At 50.3% G+C, this 16,251-nt stretch carries 13 protein-coding genes; all 13 read right to left on the bottom strand.

What is annotated here, in order from left to right:
- Positions 1-76 precede the first annotated feature (76 nt).
- The 13 genes from C812_RS04505 to C812_RS04445 all read right to left on the bottom strand — a co-directional run bounded on the left by C812_RS04505 (position 77) and on the right by C812_RS04445 (position 16,220).
- Positions 77-2,041, bottom strand: coding sequence for a stage V sporulation protein D (locus C812_RS04505; protein ID WP_016311501.1), 1,965 nt, complete (start codon positions 2,039-2,041; stop codon positions 77-79).
- Between the two features lie 83 nt (positions 2,042-2,124).
- A complete protein-coding gene (locus C812_RS04500; protein WP_016311500.1) occupies positions 2,125-4,371 on the bottom strand; it encodes a penicillin-binding transpeptidase domain-containing protein in 2,247 nt (748 codons plus the stop codon).
- A gap of 19 nt (positions 4,372-4,390) precedes the next feature.
- Positions 4,391-4,789, bottom strand: a complete 399-nt coding sequence (locus C812_RS04495) for a hypothetical protein (RefSeq protein ID WP_016311499.1) — start codon at positions 4,787-4,789, stop codon at positions 4,391-4,393.
- Positions 4,790-5,764, bottom strand: coding sequence for a 16S rRNA (cytosine(1402)-N(4))-methyltransferase RsmH (gene rsmH / locus C812_RS04490; RefSeq protein ID WP_016311498.1), 975 nt, complete (start codon positions 5,762-5,764; stop codon positions 4,790-4,792). It abuts the gene before it with no gap.
- Between the two features lie 54 nt (positions 5,765-5,818).
- On the bottom strand, positions 5,819-6,256 hold the full coding sequence (gene mraZ, locus C812_RS04485) for a division/cell wall cluster transcriptional repressor MraZ (protein ID WP_009225592.1): 438 nt from the start codon (positions 6,254-6,256) through the stop codon (positions 5,819-5,821).
- Between the two features lie 521 nt (positions 6,257-6,777).
- Positions 6,778-8,046 (bottom strand): adenosylhomocysteinase, encoded by a 1,269-nt coding sequence (locus C812_RS04480; protein WP_016311497.1) that lies wholly within the window; start codon positions 8,044-8,046, stop codon positions 6,778-6,780.
- A 12-nt stretch (positions 8,047-8,058) separates the two neighbouring features.
- The gene (gene bshC / locus C812_RS04475; RefSeq protein ID WP_016311496.1) at positions 8,059-9,696 is read right to left on the bottom strand and encodes a bacillithiol biosynthesis cysteine-adding enzyme BshC; all 1,638 of its coding nucleotides are present in this window, start codon (positions 9,694-9,696) and stop codon (positions 8,059-8,061) included.
- Positions 9,697-9,866: 170 nt separating this feature from the next.
- Entirely contained in the window at positions 9,867-10,808 is a 942-nt protein-coding gene (locus C812_RS04470; protein ID WP_016311495.1) for an ABC transporter ATP-binding protein, read from the bottom strand.
- Entirely contained in the window at positions 10,805-11,800 is a 996-nt protein-coding gene (locus tag C812_RS04465; RefSeq protein ID WP_016311494.1) for an ABC transporter ATP-binding protein, read from the bottom strand. The genes C812_RS04470 and C812_RS04465 overlap by 4 nt, the downstream gene beginning before the upstream one ends.
- A gap of 11 nt (positions 11,801-11,811) precedes the next feature.
- Positions 11,812-12,783 (bottom strand): ABC transporter permease, encoded by a 972-nt coding sequence (locus C812_RS04460; protein ID WP_269635492.1) that lies wholly within the window; start codon positions 12,781-12,783, stop codon positions 11,812-11,814.
- Positions 12,783-13,715 carry an ABC transporter permease gene (locus C812_RS04455; protein ID WP_016311492.1) on the bottom strand — a complete coding sequence of 311 codons (933 nt, stop codon included), beginning with the start codon at positions 13,713-13,715 and terminating at the stop codon, positions 12,783-12,785. Before C812_RS04455 ends, C812_RS04460 begins: the two co-directional genes overlap by 1 nt.
- A 186-nt stretch (positions 13,716-13,901) precedes the next feature.
- Complete coding sequence (locus C812_RS04450; protein WP_016311491.1) at positions 13,902-15,617, bottom strand: peptide ABC transporter substrate-binding protein; 1,716 nt, start codon at positions 15,615-15,617, stop codon at positions 13,902-13,904.
- A gap of 225 nt (positions 15,618-15,842) precedes the next feature.
- Positions 15,843-16,220: a DUF3397 domain-containing protein gene (locus tag C812_RS04445; protein ID WP_341860317.1), complete on the bottom strand. Its 378-nt coding sequence runs from the start codon at positions 16,218-16,220 to the stop codon at positions 15,843-15,845.
- Between the last annotated feature and the right edge of the window lie 31 nt (positions 16,221-16,251).

Raw genomic sequence — 16,251 nt, 5'->3', positions numbered from 1 at the left:
TTTCCATACGCAATTTTTGAATTACCGATACACACTCATACTATATTATCACCAAATTTAACTAAGTTCAGGATTATTATTCACTTGTGATCGAGTTATGATCATGCTGTTGCTCTGCTTCCGCTTCTGTCCCCATGTAGATGCGGATCGTCGATCCCTTCTCTACGCGTGCCCCCGCTTTCGGGGCTTGGTTGATCACCACATTGCCGGCGCCGGATCTGGCCAGATTGAAATTCATATTCAAGTCCTCGTAGATTTCCTGCGTCGTGTGGCCGATCAAATCAGGTACCGTGACGATTGGCGTCTCGCCGTATTTATATTTCTTGTTGACCTGTTGCTCACGAGGAGGAACCTTCATATACTCCAGCGCATCCTCCATGATGTTGCGAACGATCGGAGCAGCTACCACGCCGCCGAATTGAATGCCTTGCGGGTTATCCACCGCCGTGTAAACCACGATCTGCGGGTCGTCCGCCGGGGCGAAGCCGATAAAGGAAACGATATGTTCATTTTGCGAGTACCGTCCGTTCACGACCTTTTGCGCTGTCCCGGTTTTCCCGCCAACCCGATACCCGTCGATAAACGCGTTCCCGCCAGTTCCGTTGGCGACGACGCTTTCCAGCGCCATACGAATTTGCTTCGAGGTCTCCTCCGAAATGACCTGCCGCACCATCTGCGGCTTGTTCTCGGAAACAACCTCGCCTGTCTCCGGATTCGTCCACGCTTTGGCGACAAAAGGCTTATACAGCTTCCCGCCGTTAATCGCTGCAGAAACCGCCGTAATCTGCTGGATCGGAGTCACCGATACGCCTTGACCAAACGAGGTGGTTGCCAATTCCACCGGCCCTACTTGCGAGAGCTTAAACAAAATCCCGTTCTCTTCTCCATTCAGATCGATGCCGGTTTTGCTGCCGAAGCCGAAATTTTTGATGTAATCGAACAACGTCTCTTTACCCAGCCGTTGGCCTAACGCTACAAATCCCGGGTTGCAGGAGTTTTCAACAACCTGAAGGAACGTTTGGCTGCCATGGCCGCCCTTCTTCCAGCAGCGCAGCGTAGCCCCTCCTACCTTAACATAACCTGGGTCAAAAAAACGCTCATTCAGCAAATCCACCTTCTTCTCTTCTAATGCCGCTGCCAGCGTAATGATCTTGAAGGTGGAACCTGGCTCGTACGTCATCCAAATCGGCAAGTTCCGGTTATATACTTCGGTATCATATTCTTGGTAAGCTCCAGGCTCGTACCCCGGCCGGGCTGCCATGCCAAGGATTTCTCCTGTCTTCGGGTTCATCGCGATCGTCAGTGCCGAATCAGCCTGCAGCCGATCCATCGCTTGATCCAACTCCCGTTCGATGATGCTTTGGATCGTCTTGTCGATCGTTAGCGTCAGATTTAGACCGTCCTTCGGCTCTACGTACTTCTCCGACGAACCTGGCATCAAGCGCCCGCCGGCATCAGATAGATAAGATACGCTCCCGTTCATGCCGCTGAGTAAATTATCGTATTTGCTTTCCACGCCGGTAAGGCCTTGGTTGTACCCTCCGGTAAAGCCCAGGATATGTGCCGCCAATCCTCCGAAGGGATAGTAGCGCTTATTGTCTTCGGCAACAACAATACCCGGAAGAGCTAAATCACGAATTTGCTGCGCTTTTTCCATCGTAATTTTGCGTCCGCCGGGTTGCAGCCTGACTATGGATTGTCTCTTGGTGATCGTCTTCAGCACCGATTCCTCGGTCATCCCAAGCAGCGGCGCCAGCTTCTTGGCCGTCAGCTCCGGATCCTTGATCTGCACCGGAATGGCCATCACCGTTGGCGTCGTAATATTATAAGCTAGCACCGTGCCGTTGCGGTCGCTGATTTCGCCGCGCTTCGCCGAATACGGGATATTCCGGCGCCAGGAATCCTCCGCTTTGGCGGACAATTCAGCCCCTTTCCCGATTTGAACGTAGGCAAGACGCACGGCCAGCGCCGCAAACAGCAAACATAACACCATTAACAGCCAGAATAATCTTCGTCTGACGGTAAATCTGGATACTTTCACAGGTTGCCCCCCTTACCCATCCTGACATCATCATGATTGTACTCATCACATGACTATTCAGGACAACCAGGGGTTAGAACAAGCTATGGCGAGTCCGAGGTCTTCTTCTCTCCTGCATCGTCCCCTTGATCACCGCCGTTTGTGGCATCCTCCGCCTGCTCCTCGTCGGACGAAGTTTCCTCCTTGTCCGGCGGTTCCAAGGTAAGGATCACGCGTCTGCCGCCGTTTTCGTTCACGACCTCCTGCGAAACGACGTAACCTTCCCCTTGTGTCGTAACCGGGATCTGCAGGATGGACAGCAGCTCCACCGCATCGCGCAACGATTCGCCCTGCAGGTTCGGCACATTGATGTCCGAGCCTTTCTCTGTAACCAAGTAAACGAATTGCCCAGACTTGAGCGTCGTGCCCGCCTTCGGGAATTGGGAGATAATCGTGTCCCCTTTCCCATAGGTTGCATAGGAGATATGGCTTGCTGACAGTTTGTCCTTGGCTTGTTGCACCGACAACCCGCCGACATCCGGAACTTTAGGTCCCGAGGCAACGGATTTCGAGGAGTTACCGGAAGTGCTGCCTTCGTATTTTTTCGGAACGCCCATATACTGCAGCGTTTGATTAACGATCTGCTTAAATACCGGGGCGGCGGCAGCCCCCCCGCCCAGTTCCGAGTCCTTCGGTTCGTCGATTAAGACGATGACCGCAATCTTTGGATCATCCACCGGCGCATAGCCAATAAATGAAACGACCTGCTTCGTGTAATCATATTGGCCGTTAACTACCTTTACCGCAGTCCCCGTCTTACCAGCTACACGATAACCATCGATGTAGGCATGGCGCCCGGTACCGATCTTTTGGTCCGAAACGACTTGCTCTAAGTAGGTTCCGACTTCCTTCGCTTTGTCAGGAGAGATCACCTGTTGAAGTACCTTCGGTTGGGTTTCCACCGTCTCCCCGGTCTGCGGATCGGTGATGGACTTGACGATATGGGGCTCCATCAGCTTGCCGCCGTTGGCGATGGCCGATACCGCGACAATTTGTTGCAATGGCGTCACAAGCAGCTTCCCGTGGCCGTATGACATCGCCGCAAAGTCAGCCTGCTGCACCGGATCCACGATTCCTTTGGATTCGCCCGGCAGCTCAATGCCTGTTTTTCTACCGAAACCAAATTGGTCGACGTACGTCTTCAAACGTTCCGGTCCCAGCATCTCGTAGCCCAGCTTGACGAAAGCGACGTTACTCGAGCGTTTCACACCTTCCAGATACGTAATCTCGCCCCAGCCGGACCGCTTCAAGTCGTGAATCGTTTGCCCCGGCACCCGGATGCTCCCGGATTTGTATGTAGCATTGGGATTAAATAAGCCTTCCTGTACCGCCCCGGCCAAGGTTACAATTTTAAAGGTGGACCCTGGTTCGTAAACGGATTTGATCGCGTGGTTATAGAAATTTTTCTGGTCAACGTCCGCCCAATATTCATTGGGATTATAGGTTGGCATATTCGCCATGCCAAGGATCTCCATCGTCTTCGGATCGGCCGCAATAACCGTCATACTGATCGGCTGCAGCTGATCGTACGCTTCCTTCATCGCCTGCTCGATGTAGTACTGGATCGTGTAGTCGATCGTCAGCTTCAAGTTGTCTCCGTTCTTCGGCGGGTTATAAATTTCGCTCGCTTTCGGAATCTCAATTCCTCGGCCGTCCCGCTTGTATTCGAGCGAACCGTTCACGCCCTTGAGCTGTTCATCGAAGTAGGCTTCAATTCCAGATACCGCTTTGCCCTCTCGATCGATATATCCCAAAACGTGGGAAGCCAAGCTTTGATTCGGATAATATCGCTTCTGATCCTTGATCAAGTAAATACCGACGTCCTGCAGGTTGTTATGCTCTTCCTTCAGCTCGTCGATCAATGCCTGCACCTGATTCTTCAGGTCTTGATCAATTTTCCAGCCCTCGTTCCGCACCTCACGTTGCGTATAGAACTCGCCGGACTCTTTTTTCGCATTGACGATCTTTCGGAGTTCACTTTCGTCTTTCCCGAGGACCTTGCCAAGCCCTTCAACGACCTCGTCCTGAATGCCGTATTTGTTAATAAGTTCGGGATTAACCGCCACCGTATAAGCCGGAGCATCCACCGCCAGGACATCGCCGTTCCGATCCGTGATCGTCCCCCTCGTTGCGGGCAGCAACTTTTTGGTTGACCACAGCTCCTCTGCATGCGCCTGCCAAAAGTCCGCTTGTACAACCTGCAGCCAAAACGCTCTACCGATCAATACAGCAAAAAAGAGGGTAATACATCCCCCTATCAGCAGTGTTCGAAGCTTTATTCGCTTGATCATGGCAAAACCTCTTTAGACATTATTTCTTGGCCGTTTCAACGCCATCTGCCGGCACGTTCACATGAAAACCTTCTACCTCCGGCTGAACATAACCGAGCTCCTGCGCCTTCTCCGGAATTTGTTCCTCCAGCTTTTCTTTTTGGATACTAAGTTCCTTCACTTCCGCGTTGATCGCTTGAATGTCCGTATTCAAATTAAACATTTGGCGCTTAATGTTGTAAAGTGACACATTTTGCCATAACAACCCGCCCATTACGGCCACGCAAAAAATAACCGTCATCATATACAGCAACTTCTCACGGACCGGCAAAGGCGAACGGCGGGTGACCACCTTCGTCGTTTCCCGATAACGCTGCGGTTGATAGCTGCGTTCTGATTGCTTCTCCTTGACTGCCAGATTCCCACGCGTATAAGCCATTTACGATACCTCCACACCGGTTTGCAATTTCTCCGCCACGCGCAATTTCGCGGAACGGGCTCGCGGATTCTCAGCCAACTCCTGCTCCGACGGAACGATTGGTTTCCGGTTGATTAATTTAAGTGATCCTTTGCCGCCGCATACGCACATCGGAAAATCGGGCGGGCAAGTACATTTCTCCACATAGCTGGCAAAGATTTGCTTACAGATTCGGTCCTCCAACGAGTGGAAGGTGATGACCGAAACCCGTCCTTCCGGCGCCAAGCAACGGATAGCGGCATGCAGCCCTTCTTCGAATGCGCCCAGCTCATCGTTGACCGCGATACGCAAGGCCTGAAAGCTGCGCTTGGCGGGGTGCCCCCCCGTACGCCTTGCGGCCGCCGGGATGCCCTCCTTAATCAGCTCGACGAGCTGACCCGTCGTTTCAATCGGCTCCTGCGCTCGCCGGTCTACAATGACCTTGGCGATCCGCCTGGAAAATTTCTCCTCGCCGTATTGGAACAAGATCCGAGCAATTTCGCGTTCTGGCCACGTATTTACGATCTCCCGAGCCGTCAACGAGGCCGATTGATCCATCCGCATATCGAGCGGCGCGTCCGCATTATAGCTAAACCCCCGCTCTCCTTCATCAAATTGGGGAGAGGAAACGCCGAGGTCGAACAATACGCCGTCCACCTGGGGAACTCCGTTTAGTTGCGGCACCCCTTCGATCTCCCGCAATTTTTGCTCAATGTAGCGGAAATTGCTTTTTACCAAAGTTAACTTGTCCGCATAGGCTGCTAGCCGCTCCTTGGCATTGTCCAATGCCCAGTCGTCCTGGTCGAAAGCAATCAGCCTTCCCCCGGGACCTAGCTTGGATAAGATAACGGAGCTGTGGCCTCCGCCTCCCAGCGTACAATCCACATAAATGCCGTCCGGCTTGATGCGCAGCCCTTCTGTTGCTTCTTCTTTGAGTACCGTGATGTGATGGAACAAGACTTACGCCCCCAAACCTGAATTCATTTGACTTAGCTTAAAGAATAACCTCTTCTAAAGATCGAAGTTGAAATCCACCAGCTTCTCAGCAATTTCGTTAAACGTATCTTCCGACTGCTGGAAGTATTGCTCCCACGTGTCTTTGCTCCAAATTTCCACGCGATTCGACACGCCTAAAACAACGCAATCCTTCTCCAGTTTGGCATACTGCCGTAAATTACTCGGCAAGTTTACCCTTCCCTGTTTATCCCATTCACATTCGGTTGCTCCCGAGAAAAAAAACCGGGTAAACGCACGGGCGTCGGATTTCATCAGTGGTAAGGCCTTCAGCTTCTGTTCCAGCACTTCCCATTCCTGCATTGGATAAACGAAAAGACACTGGTCCAAGCCGCGGGTTACAACGAAAGAGCTGCCGAGGAGTTCACGAAACTTAGCCGGAATAATAATCCGGCCTTTATCGTCAATGCTATGTTGGAATTCCCCCATAAACATTGGTGACTCACTCCTTACCTCTTTCCCCCACTTTGCACCACTTTACACCACTGTGATATGTAACTATTCCACACTAAATGTGAAATTCCTTCTTTGGTTCAAATTTTTTTTGACATGAGGTGGATGCGAAGAGTGTATTGCTTTAGGACAGCGACCGCGGTAGAAGTTCGTTTGGCGCTTAAGAAGCAGCAAAAAGGACTATCCCGACAGATTGAATCTGCCTGAGATAGTCCGCTTATCGTGCGTTAACAGTAAAAACTAATGTTATTTTATGGATTGATCTCTGGTTTCTGCGAATTAAGAGCATTTTGTACCGTTATTTTAGGTGAAATCCTCCAACTTTGCTCTATCTGTCGGAATTAGCGGTAGGATTTACCGTTAAATCTCCTCTAGCGGGGGAAAATCAGCAATTAACGGTACGATTTACCGTTAACTATCGCCTCTTGGCGATGGAGCAGCACCAATTGGAACGAGGATCTTCTCTCCACCAGCGATTGAACTGCTCCCGCACTCCCAACAAATTAATGCTCTTGCCAGCTATCTAGGTAAGCGCGTTGCTCCGCGGACAGCGTATCGATGTTCACGCCGAGGCTTTCCAATTTGAAGCGAGCTACCTGCTCATCCAATTCGTAAGGGACATTAACAACCGTCTTCCCGATTTCTTTATAACGGTCATTGACGTATTTCAAAGACAACGCCTGCAGCGCAAACGTCATGTCCATAATTTCAGCTGGATGTCCATCACCAGCAGCCAAGTTCACCAGACGGCCTTCGGCGAGCAGGTACATTTTGCGTCCGTCTTTCAGCTGATATTCTTCAATGTTCTTACGCACCGTGCGAACAGAAACCGAACGCTCCTCAAGATCTGGCTTGTTCACTTCCACGTCGAAGTGGCCGGCATTGGACAGAATCGCGCCATCCTTCATCACATCGTAGTGCTCGCCGCGAATGACATCGCGGTTGCCTGTTACTGTAACGAAGAAATCGCCGATCTTCGCTGCTTCCAGCATCGGCATCACTTGGAAGCCGTCCATCACCGCTTCCACCGCTTTGATCGCGTCAACTTCGGTAACCACAACGTTAGCGCCGAGGCCTTTGGCCCGCATCGCCACGCCTTTGCCGCACCAGCCGTAGCCGACAACAACCACGGTTTTCCCCGCAACGACCAGGTTTGTCGTCCGGTTAATGCCATCCCACACCGATTGGCCGGTGCCGTAACGGTTGTCGAACAAGTATTTGCAATAAGCATCGTTAACTGCAACCATCGGGAATTTCAACTGACCTTCCTTGTCCATCGCTTTCAGGCGCAAAATCCCGGTAGTCGTCTCTTCAGCGCCGCCCCGCACATTTTCCAGCAAATCCTGACGTTCCGAGTGCAGGATCGTCACCAAATCACCGCCATCATCGATGATCAGATCCGGCTTCGTCTCCAGCGCTTTAATCAACAAGGCTTTATACTCTTCCGGTTCCGGATTATATTTGGCGTAAACGGTGATGCCATCTTCAACGAGTGCAGCGCATACATCGTCCTGCGTCGACAGCGGATTACTGCCGGTAATCGTCACTTCTGCCCCACCGGCTTGGATGACTTTGGCCAAGTAGGCTGTTTTGGCCTCCAAATGAAGCGAGATGGTTACTTTCAAGCCCTTGAAAGGTTGCTCTGCCTCGAATTGCTTCCGAATTCGGTTGAGCACCGGCATATGGGCTTCCACCCAATCGATCTTCAAATGCCCCTCCGGCGCAAGCTTCAAGTCGGTAATGATGCTGTTCTGAATGGCCAACGAACTCATTAATGTCTCCTCCTATAAATAGATAATTCGATGTTTGCCAGTTAACTCATAAGGGATATTCATCAGGTCTTCGATCCAATCTGTCCCATACCGATTTAATGCATCAAAGAGATTGTAGACTCTCTCCTGCGGTTTGCTTAGAGGGAACAACGAAAGTTGAATCCGATCGAAATGGCGTAAGCCGGTCTCATGAATTTTCTCCAGTGTATCCTTCGCTTTGCCCCGCAAATACTCGATTTGACCAATGATTTTGTCCCGATTCACCGCCCCGAGTCGGGATAAGTCGTTTTGAATCCCTGCCAGCTCCTCAATGAGCGGATTGTACAGATCCACAAATGCAGCGATGACCTCATCAAACCGTTGGTCGACCGGCATTCGCTCCTGCGCTGCAAGCCAAGCATCACGTCTGCGTCGGAAGCCTTCCGCATCCTTCACATCCTCCCAGCTGAGCTGGTATTTTTGCATATGCTTTTGGACGGTGCGATCGACTACGGTGAAAGCTTCCCGTGACAGCAGCAACGGCATTTTCAGCCCCAGTTTATGAAACGCCTTGCGCGTCAGACTCCAGTATGCAATTTCGCCGGGGCCAAGAACCGAGCCGAGGACAGGCAGTAAACTATCCTGCATCAATGGGCGAGTTAACACATTGTTGCTGAACCGCTCGGGATGCTCTCGCAACTCGTCAAGCAGTTCGTCAGCCGTAAAGGAGAGCTTGCCCTTACGATCCTCGAAGCGGCCCTCCCGTTTAAACAGCAGCAGCCTTTCGCGTTCATTAATATAGAACAAATTTGCTCCATCTTCAGCCACTTCAGCCGAAGGTTCAAATCCCAAGATTGCCAAATCTCGTACCGTTTCGTGGTAAGCCGACTCCAGCTCGTCATTGCGACGAATCATTTGCTCAAACACAGGGATCTCCAAGCGGCGAAGCTCAGGATCCGACGAGTCGAGCAGCACCAGCCCGTATTTTCCAAACAAAGTCCCCATGAGCTTGGCAAAAGCAACGGACAAGTTATCCGCATCCGCGGATGAGCTTCGTGCCAAATCCAGGACCACCGCCTTATGCTCACTGTCGGGCAGCAGCTGCTCCAGCTCGGTTAGAGCCTTGTCCCACGCCTCAGACGTCACTTTTGTAAAGCTGACGGGGAGCCGTTCCATGCCGCCTCGATGCATGCGGATCCGACGCACCTGCAAATCCGGCGCCATGACATAGGTGTGATTAACCTCATCCCAATCGTGGTCTTCGCCGGCAATCCAGAACACGGGCACCACCGGGCGATTTAACCGGGCAGAAGCATCCTTCGCCGCTTTGAGGATGGTCACCGCTTTATAGATCACGAGCAGCGGCCCGGTAAACAATCCGCTTTGCTGCCCGCCGACAATCACCGCCGTTCCCGGCTGCTCAAGCTGATGGATTGCCTGCTCCACGGCTGGGTCCGGGTTATATTGTCTGTTATATTCACGAAGTCGGGCTGCTAGCGCCTTCCGACCTACGCGCGTATGCTCTGATTGATCAAGCCATGCGACTCGTTCAGCCCAGCTGCTCGCTTCCGCCGGGTTGCTCTCATACAATTGCTGAACCGTAGCAAACTGATTTACGTAAACTTCAGCCAGCGGCCCTGCAAATGGAAGTTGCTCTTGAACGACATTCATCAGTTTGCGTCCTCCTGTCTGCATCAAAACCTTCCTTGATTGTAACGGATGTCCCACTGCTCCGTCAAAGAAATCCTTACTTTAGCTAAACCTCTAACTTTCCGTAATTAATAAGGCGCAAAAAAACTCCCGCATCCGTCATACACGGCTGCGGGAGTTCGCAGGTTCGATCAACCTTTTTTCGGCATGGATACGAAATGTCCTTTCGACACTTCCACCAACTCGGAGTTCTCCAAGTCGTACAAGCCTCCGCTGGCTGCGCCTGCTTTGCCGATTGGACCGCTGGTGGTATCCTCCAGAACAATCCGTTTCTTATTCGCTTCAACTTCCGGATCCGGAATCGGAATCGCGGACAGAAGTGTTTTCGTATAAGGGTGCAACGGGTTGGCATACAGCTCTTCACTGTCAGCCAGCTCTACGATCCGGCCCAGGTACATCACGGCCACACGGTCACTGATGTGCTTCACCATGGACAAGTCGTGCGCGATAAACAGATACGTTAACCCGAGACGATCCTGCAGATCCTCAAGCAGGTTAACAACCTGGGCTTGAATGGAAACGTCCAGCGCCGAGATCGGTTCGTCACAGATGATGAACTTCGGATTTACCGCAAGCGCGCGAGCAATCCCAATCCGTTGACGTTGACCGCCGGAGAACTCATGCGGATAACGGGTTGCATGGTCCGGGTTCAGGCCAACCATATCGAGCAATTCCTCAACGCGTTTCTTACGTTCAGCTCTCGAGCCGGCCAAACCGTGGATATCCAGCGCTTCCCCGATAATATCCGTTACGGTAAACCGTGGATTCAGCGATGCATATGGATCCTGGAAGATCATCTGCATATCACGGCGCATCGCTTTCATTTTCTTCGGCGGCAATTTGCTGATATCAACGCCGTTAAAGCGGACGCTGCCAGCTGTAGGCTCGTACAAACGAAGGATGGTACGGCCTGCGGTCGATTTACCGCAACCCGATTCGCCAACGAGGCCAAGCGTTTCGCCTTCGGCAATCGAGAAGCTGATGTCGTTAACTGCTTTCAGGACGTTACCGCCGCCAACATTAAAGTATTTTTTCAAGCCTTCAACTTCAATTAACGTCTTGCCTTTGCTCATGACGACTGTACCTCCTTGGCCATCGGATGAAGATCCCAGCAACGGGCGGTATGTGTTTCGCTAAATACCGTCGCGCCTGGGTCGATGCGTTCACAAATCTTCATCGCTTGGTCGCAACGAGCAGCGAATGGACAACCAATTGGCGGCTTAATCAAGTCCGGCGGCGTCCCGATAATTGGAATCAGCGGTTCGCCTTTCTTCTGGTCCAAACGCGGCATCGAACGTAACAAACCTTTGGTGTACGGATGTTGCGGGTTTTTAAAGATCTCCCACTTCGTTCCGGTCTCCACCACTTCACCCGCGTACATAACGATGACGCGATCACACATGCCTGCTACAACGCCAAGGTCATGGGTAATCAAAATGATGGAGGTGCCCAGCCGGGATTGCATTTCTTTCATGACGTCCATGATTTGAGCTTGAATCGTCACGTCGAGCGCCGTTGTAGGTTCGTCAGCGATCAACAGCGCAGGCCGGCAGGCAAGCGCAATGGCGATCATGACGCGTTGCCGCATCCCCCCGGAAAATTCGTGTGGATATTGGTTAAAGCGGGCTTCTGCATTTTTGATGCCTACAAGCTTCAGCATTTCGATAGCCTGTTTCTTCGCTTCGCCCGCTGACATTTTCTGATGTTTGATTAATACTTCAGTAATTTGTCGGCCTACTTTGATTGTAGGATTCAAGGAGGTCATCGGGTCCTGAAATATCATGCCAATATCTTTCCCGCGGATCGATTCCATTTGCTTGTCGCTTTTCTTCAATAGGTCTTGCCCTTGGAAAATAATTTCACCTTGCTTAATAATGGAAGGAGGAGACGGAATCAGGCGCATAATCGTTTGGGCTGTGACACTCTTGCCGCTGCCGGATTCGCCGACGATCGCAACCGTTTCACCTTTCCCCACTTCAAAGTTCATACCGCGAACGGCCTTCACTTCTCCACCTTTGACTTGGAAGGAAACATGCAAATCTTTAACTTGTAAAATCGGCTCCATCATTCCACCTCCTACTTCTTCAGTTTAGGGTCAAGCGCATCGCGAAGACCGTCACCAAAAATATTAAACGCCAGCATGATGATACTGATCAGAATAGCCGGGAACAGCATCCGCCAAGGATAATACAACCAGCCGGTCAAGGCATCGTTGATCATCGAACCCAGCGAAGCAACCGGGGCTTGAACGCCCAAGCCAAGGAAGCTAAGGAATGCTTCTGCGAAAATGGCGTTAGGCACAGATAAGGTCACCGTAACGATGATTGGGCCAACTGCGTTTGGCAACAGGTGGCGGAACAACAAGCGTCCGTGGCCTGCGCCCATCGAGCGGGATGCCAGTACGTATTCACGGTTCTTCAGCTGCATAATTTCACCGCGGACAATCCACGACATATTAATCCAGCCGGTGATAGTTAATGCCAGGATAATCGTCCCTAAGCTTGGCTCCATCACGACCAGCAAAAGAATCGTAACGAGCAAATAAGGGATGGAGTACAAAATCTCCGAAAACTTACTCATAATTTCATCGACGCGACCGCCGTAGTACCCCATGATTCCGCCGTAAATAACGCCAATCAAGAGGTCGATACACGCCGCCGCCAAACCTACGATCAGGGATATACGAGCCCCCATCCAGGTACGGATAAACATATCACGACCGAGATCATCCGTGCCAAACCAGTGTGCGGCCGATGGCGCTTTGTTCGTATTTAGAAGATCATTCGAATAATAGTTGTAGCCGTAAATTTTACCGACAATCCAAGGAGCGATAATCGCAGCGAGCGTAACTAGCGCCAAGAAAATCAAAGCCGTCATCGCCAGCTTATTGCTGCGCAATCGTTGCCATGCATCACGCCAAGCAGAAATACTTTCGCGTTGAATGACTTCGGCTTCTTTCTCGTCCGCGCCAATTTTGCGGAAATCCTCCGCTGTCAGATCGACCGGTGTCGGCATCACTTTCATCGGATTTGTATTTTCCATGCGCATTATCCCTCCTTCCCTTTCGCAAGCTTAATTCTCGGATCCACCAGCACGTAAAGGATGTCTGTGATAAACCGAGCCACCATCAAGATTACGCCGTAGAAGATCGTAATCCCCATAATCAACGGATAATCGCGAACGCTGATCGCTTGCACGAACTGCTTCCCGATGCCGCCAATCCCGAAGAGCTGCTCAATAACCACAGAACCGGTTACAATGTTTGCCGTCATCGGTCCCATGTAGGTGATGACCGGCATAATCCCGTTACGAATAACGTGACGGAACAGAATGGCCATCCAGCCCAAGCCTTTTGCTTTTGCTGTTTTAATGTAGTCCGCATGCAATACCTCCAGCATGCTGGAACGAGTCAAACGGGCAATAAACGCGATCGGCTGCGCCGTGAGAGCCGCTACCGGCAACACATAGTACATTGGACCTTTAAAACCCATCGTTGGCAACCAGTGCAGCTTCGAAGCAAACACATACTGCAGCAATGAAGCCACGACGAAGCTAGGTACCGCGATGCCCAGCACCGCTAACACCATCGCCACATTGTCAATCAATTTGCGATGATACAGCGCTGCCAGCATACCAAGCAGTACCCCAAGGATTAACGCGACGATAATCGCCACGATCCCCAGCTTCAATGAAGCCGAAAACGTTTGACTGATAATGTTCGATACATCCTGGTTGATTTGCTTCATGGAAATTCCCAAATCGCCCTGAGCAATTTCACCCAAATATTTCAGATATTGCTGGTAAACGGGCTTATCGAGACCTAACTGTTCTATAAGGCGCTCCTTAATTGCCGGAGGTACCTGCTTCTCTGAAGTCAGCGGATTCCCTGGAATCGCCTTCATCAAGAAAAAGGTAGCCGAGATCAAAATAAACAGTGAAATTAACATGTAAAAAAACTTACTGGCAATATAGCGTACCATGCCCGTTCACACCTCCTTCTTTTAAATTTCGACATATATCGATTTTAGGTGAAAAGAACCACTTTGTCTATTCCATATATTTGTATAAGGACGTAATGCTTGGAAGAAGAGGACACGCAAAAAAAACGGGATATATATGGAATACCCACATATATATCCCGAGATTTCTATGCAATTTGCAATGACTTATTTACGATCATCCGTAATATAAGCGCGGGTGTAATCGATCGCACCACTGTAATCAAGTACTACACCTTTCAACCACGGTTTCGTAGCCGAAACGTTCGTGTAGTAGTAGATCGGCATCAAGACTTGGTTGTCCTTGATCAGGATTTCTTCGGCTTTTGCGAAGTTCGCGTCACGAAGTGCCATATCTTCGCTATTTTTCGCTTCTTTGATCAGCTTGTCGTATTCTTCGTTCGAGAAGCCGGTGTCGTTGTTACCGCCACCTGTTACCCACATATCCATGAATGTCATCGGATCGTTGTAGTCTGCACTCCAACCAGCACGAGCTACTTGGTAGTTCAGGTTTTGACGGTTTTCGATGAACACGGCCCATTCTTGGTTTTCCGTTTTCACGTCAACGCCCAGGTTTTTCTTCCACATATCAGCAATAGCCAAAGCGATTTTCTTGTGGCCTTCACTGGAGTTGTAAGTCAATGTGATCTCAGGCAGTTTTGTGTAACCTTCTTCTTGCATACCTTGCTCAAGAAGCTTCTTCGCTTCTTCCACGTTTTCCGTGAAGTAGTCGTCTTTATGTTCGTTACGGTATTCGTCATTCACGCCTTTGATACCCGGAGGTACGAAGCCAAATGCCGGAACTTGACCACCCAGCGTTACGTTGTCAACGATCGCTTGACGATCGATTGCCATCGAGAACGCTCTGCGGATATTTACGTTATCAAACGGCTTAGCCGTTACGTTAAATTCATAGTAGTACGTACTTGCAATCCCTTTGATCTCCAGTTCGTCTTTCAGTTGATCTTTCAGGATCGGAATTTGGTCGGTTGGGATTTCGCCGTTAGGCGCACCTGCGCGATCCAATTCGTTGTTTTGGTAAGATGCCAACTCAGTTGCACTGCTGTTCACCAGAGACATGGTGATTTTGTTCAGCTTGATGTTGGCTTTATCCCAATAGCTTTCGTTCTTCGTAACTTCGATCGTTTGGCCCTTCACCCAGTTGGTCAGCGTAAATGCGCCGTTTACGATCATTTTGCTTGGGTCAACCGCCCATTTCGCGTCATCCTTAACGGATTGGTGAACCGGATAGAACGTATAGAAGGAAGTCAGACCGAGGAAGTAAGGAGTTGGAGCAACCAGTTCTACTTCCAGCGTGTAGTCGTCAACTGCTTTGACACCAACTTGGCTGAAGTCTGTAATTGTTCCTTCGTTATATTCTTGAGCATTTTTCAGGTAATACAATTGGTAAGCATAAGGTGCAGCCGGATCTGTGTTCGGGCTCAGAACGCGCTCCCAAGCGAATACGAAATCGTTCGCCGTTACAGGGTCGCCGTTGCTCCATTTAGCGTCTTTGCGCAGATGGAACGTATACTTCGTTCCGTCAATGTCCCAGTTTTCAGCTGCAGCAGGGATAACTTGACCGGATTCATCCATACGAGTAAGACCTTCATACATCAATTTCAGAACCGTGTTAGCTTGGCTGTCTTGAGCTTGAGCCGGGTCAAAAGTTGGCGGTTCAGCGCTCAGGTTAATTCTAAGCGTTTGATCTGCGGCCAGTTTCTCTCCGCCGGTGTTACCATTGTCGGAAGCTGTATTGCCTCCATTTGCTGCGCCATTGTTTGCAGCGCCACTGTTTCCGTTGTTCGATCCGCATGCGGCAAGCAATGTGCCGACTGCAAGAACGAGCGTCAGAAGAAGCAATAGACTCTTACTCTTCTTCATCTAGCAATATCCCCCTTAAAATGGTTTGGTATATGTTTTTAGATTATACAACCAGCGGTCAAAAAAATCCAACACAAAATTAAAGATTTTTCGCGTAATTTGTCAAATTTCGCGCTAGACTTTAACAAAATAGTCCAATATACAATATTGACATTTGATTTTCTTAACAATTAACCATGTATGTCATCCCTTTATTCGGTATTGAAAAGTTAAGCATAGTTTGACCTAAGCGGCGGTGATATATGTAATAAAGCTGATCAAAAATAATAAAACGTATGCTAATCCGGTTGCCGCAAACGCCAAACGCCACACCACACGCAGCAGCTTGCGTGCGTCGACCCTTCCCTTCAAGCGAGTCTGCGCCCCGCCAATCAATCCGCTAACCACCAATAGAATGATTACGATCAGATAGAAGCCAAAGGTCGAATGGAACACATTATTAAACAAAGCAGAGACCGACAAGATCAGAAATAGCGTCGTTACGTCCATGGCCAGCTTTAACGCTCTTTTCTTGTCCCGTTTGACATAATAATGAATGAAGTAAACGAGCCCAAATGGAATGACCGGTATCATAGCCAACACGATAAAGGAAGAGACCAACACTTCCAAAGCCTCACCTCCGCATCAATTTTGG

This window comes from Paenibacillus barengoltzii G22, assembly GCF_000403375.2.
Taxonomy (GTDB): domain Bacteria; phylum Bacillota; class Bacilli; order Paenibacillales; family Paenibacillaceae; genus Fontibacillus; species Fontibacillus barengoltzii.
Note: the sequence above shows the minus strand (reverse complement) of the source record. Positions and strands in the feature narration are given on the sequence as shown.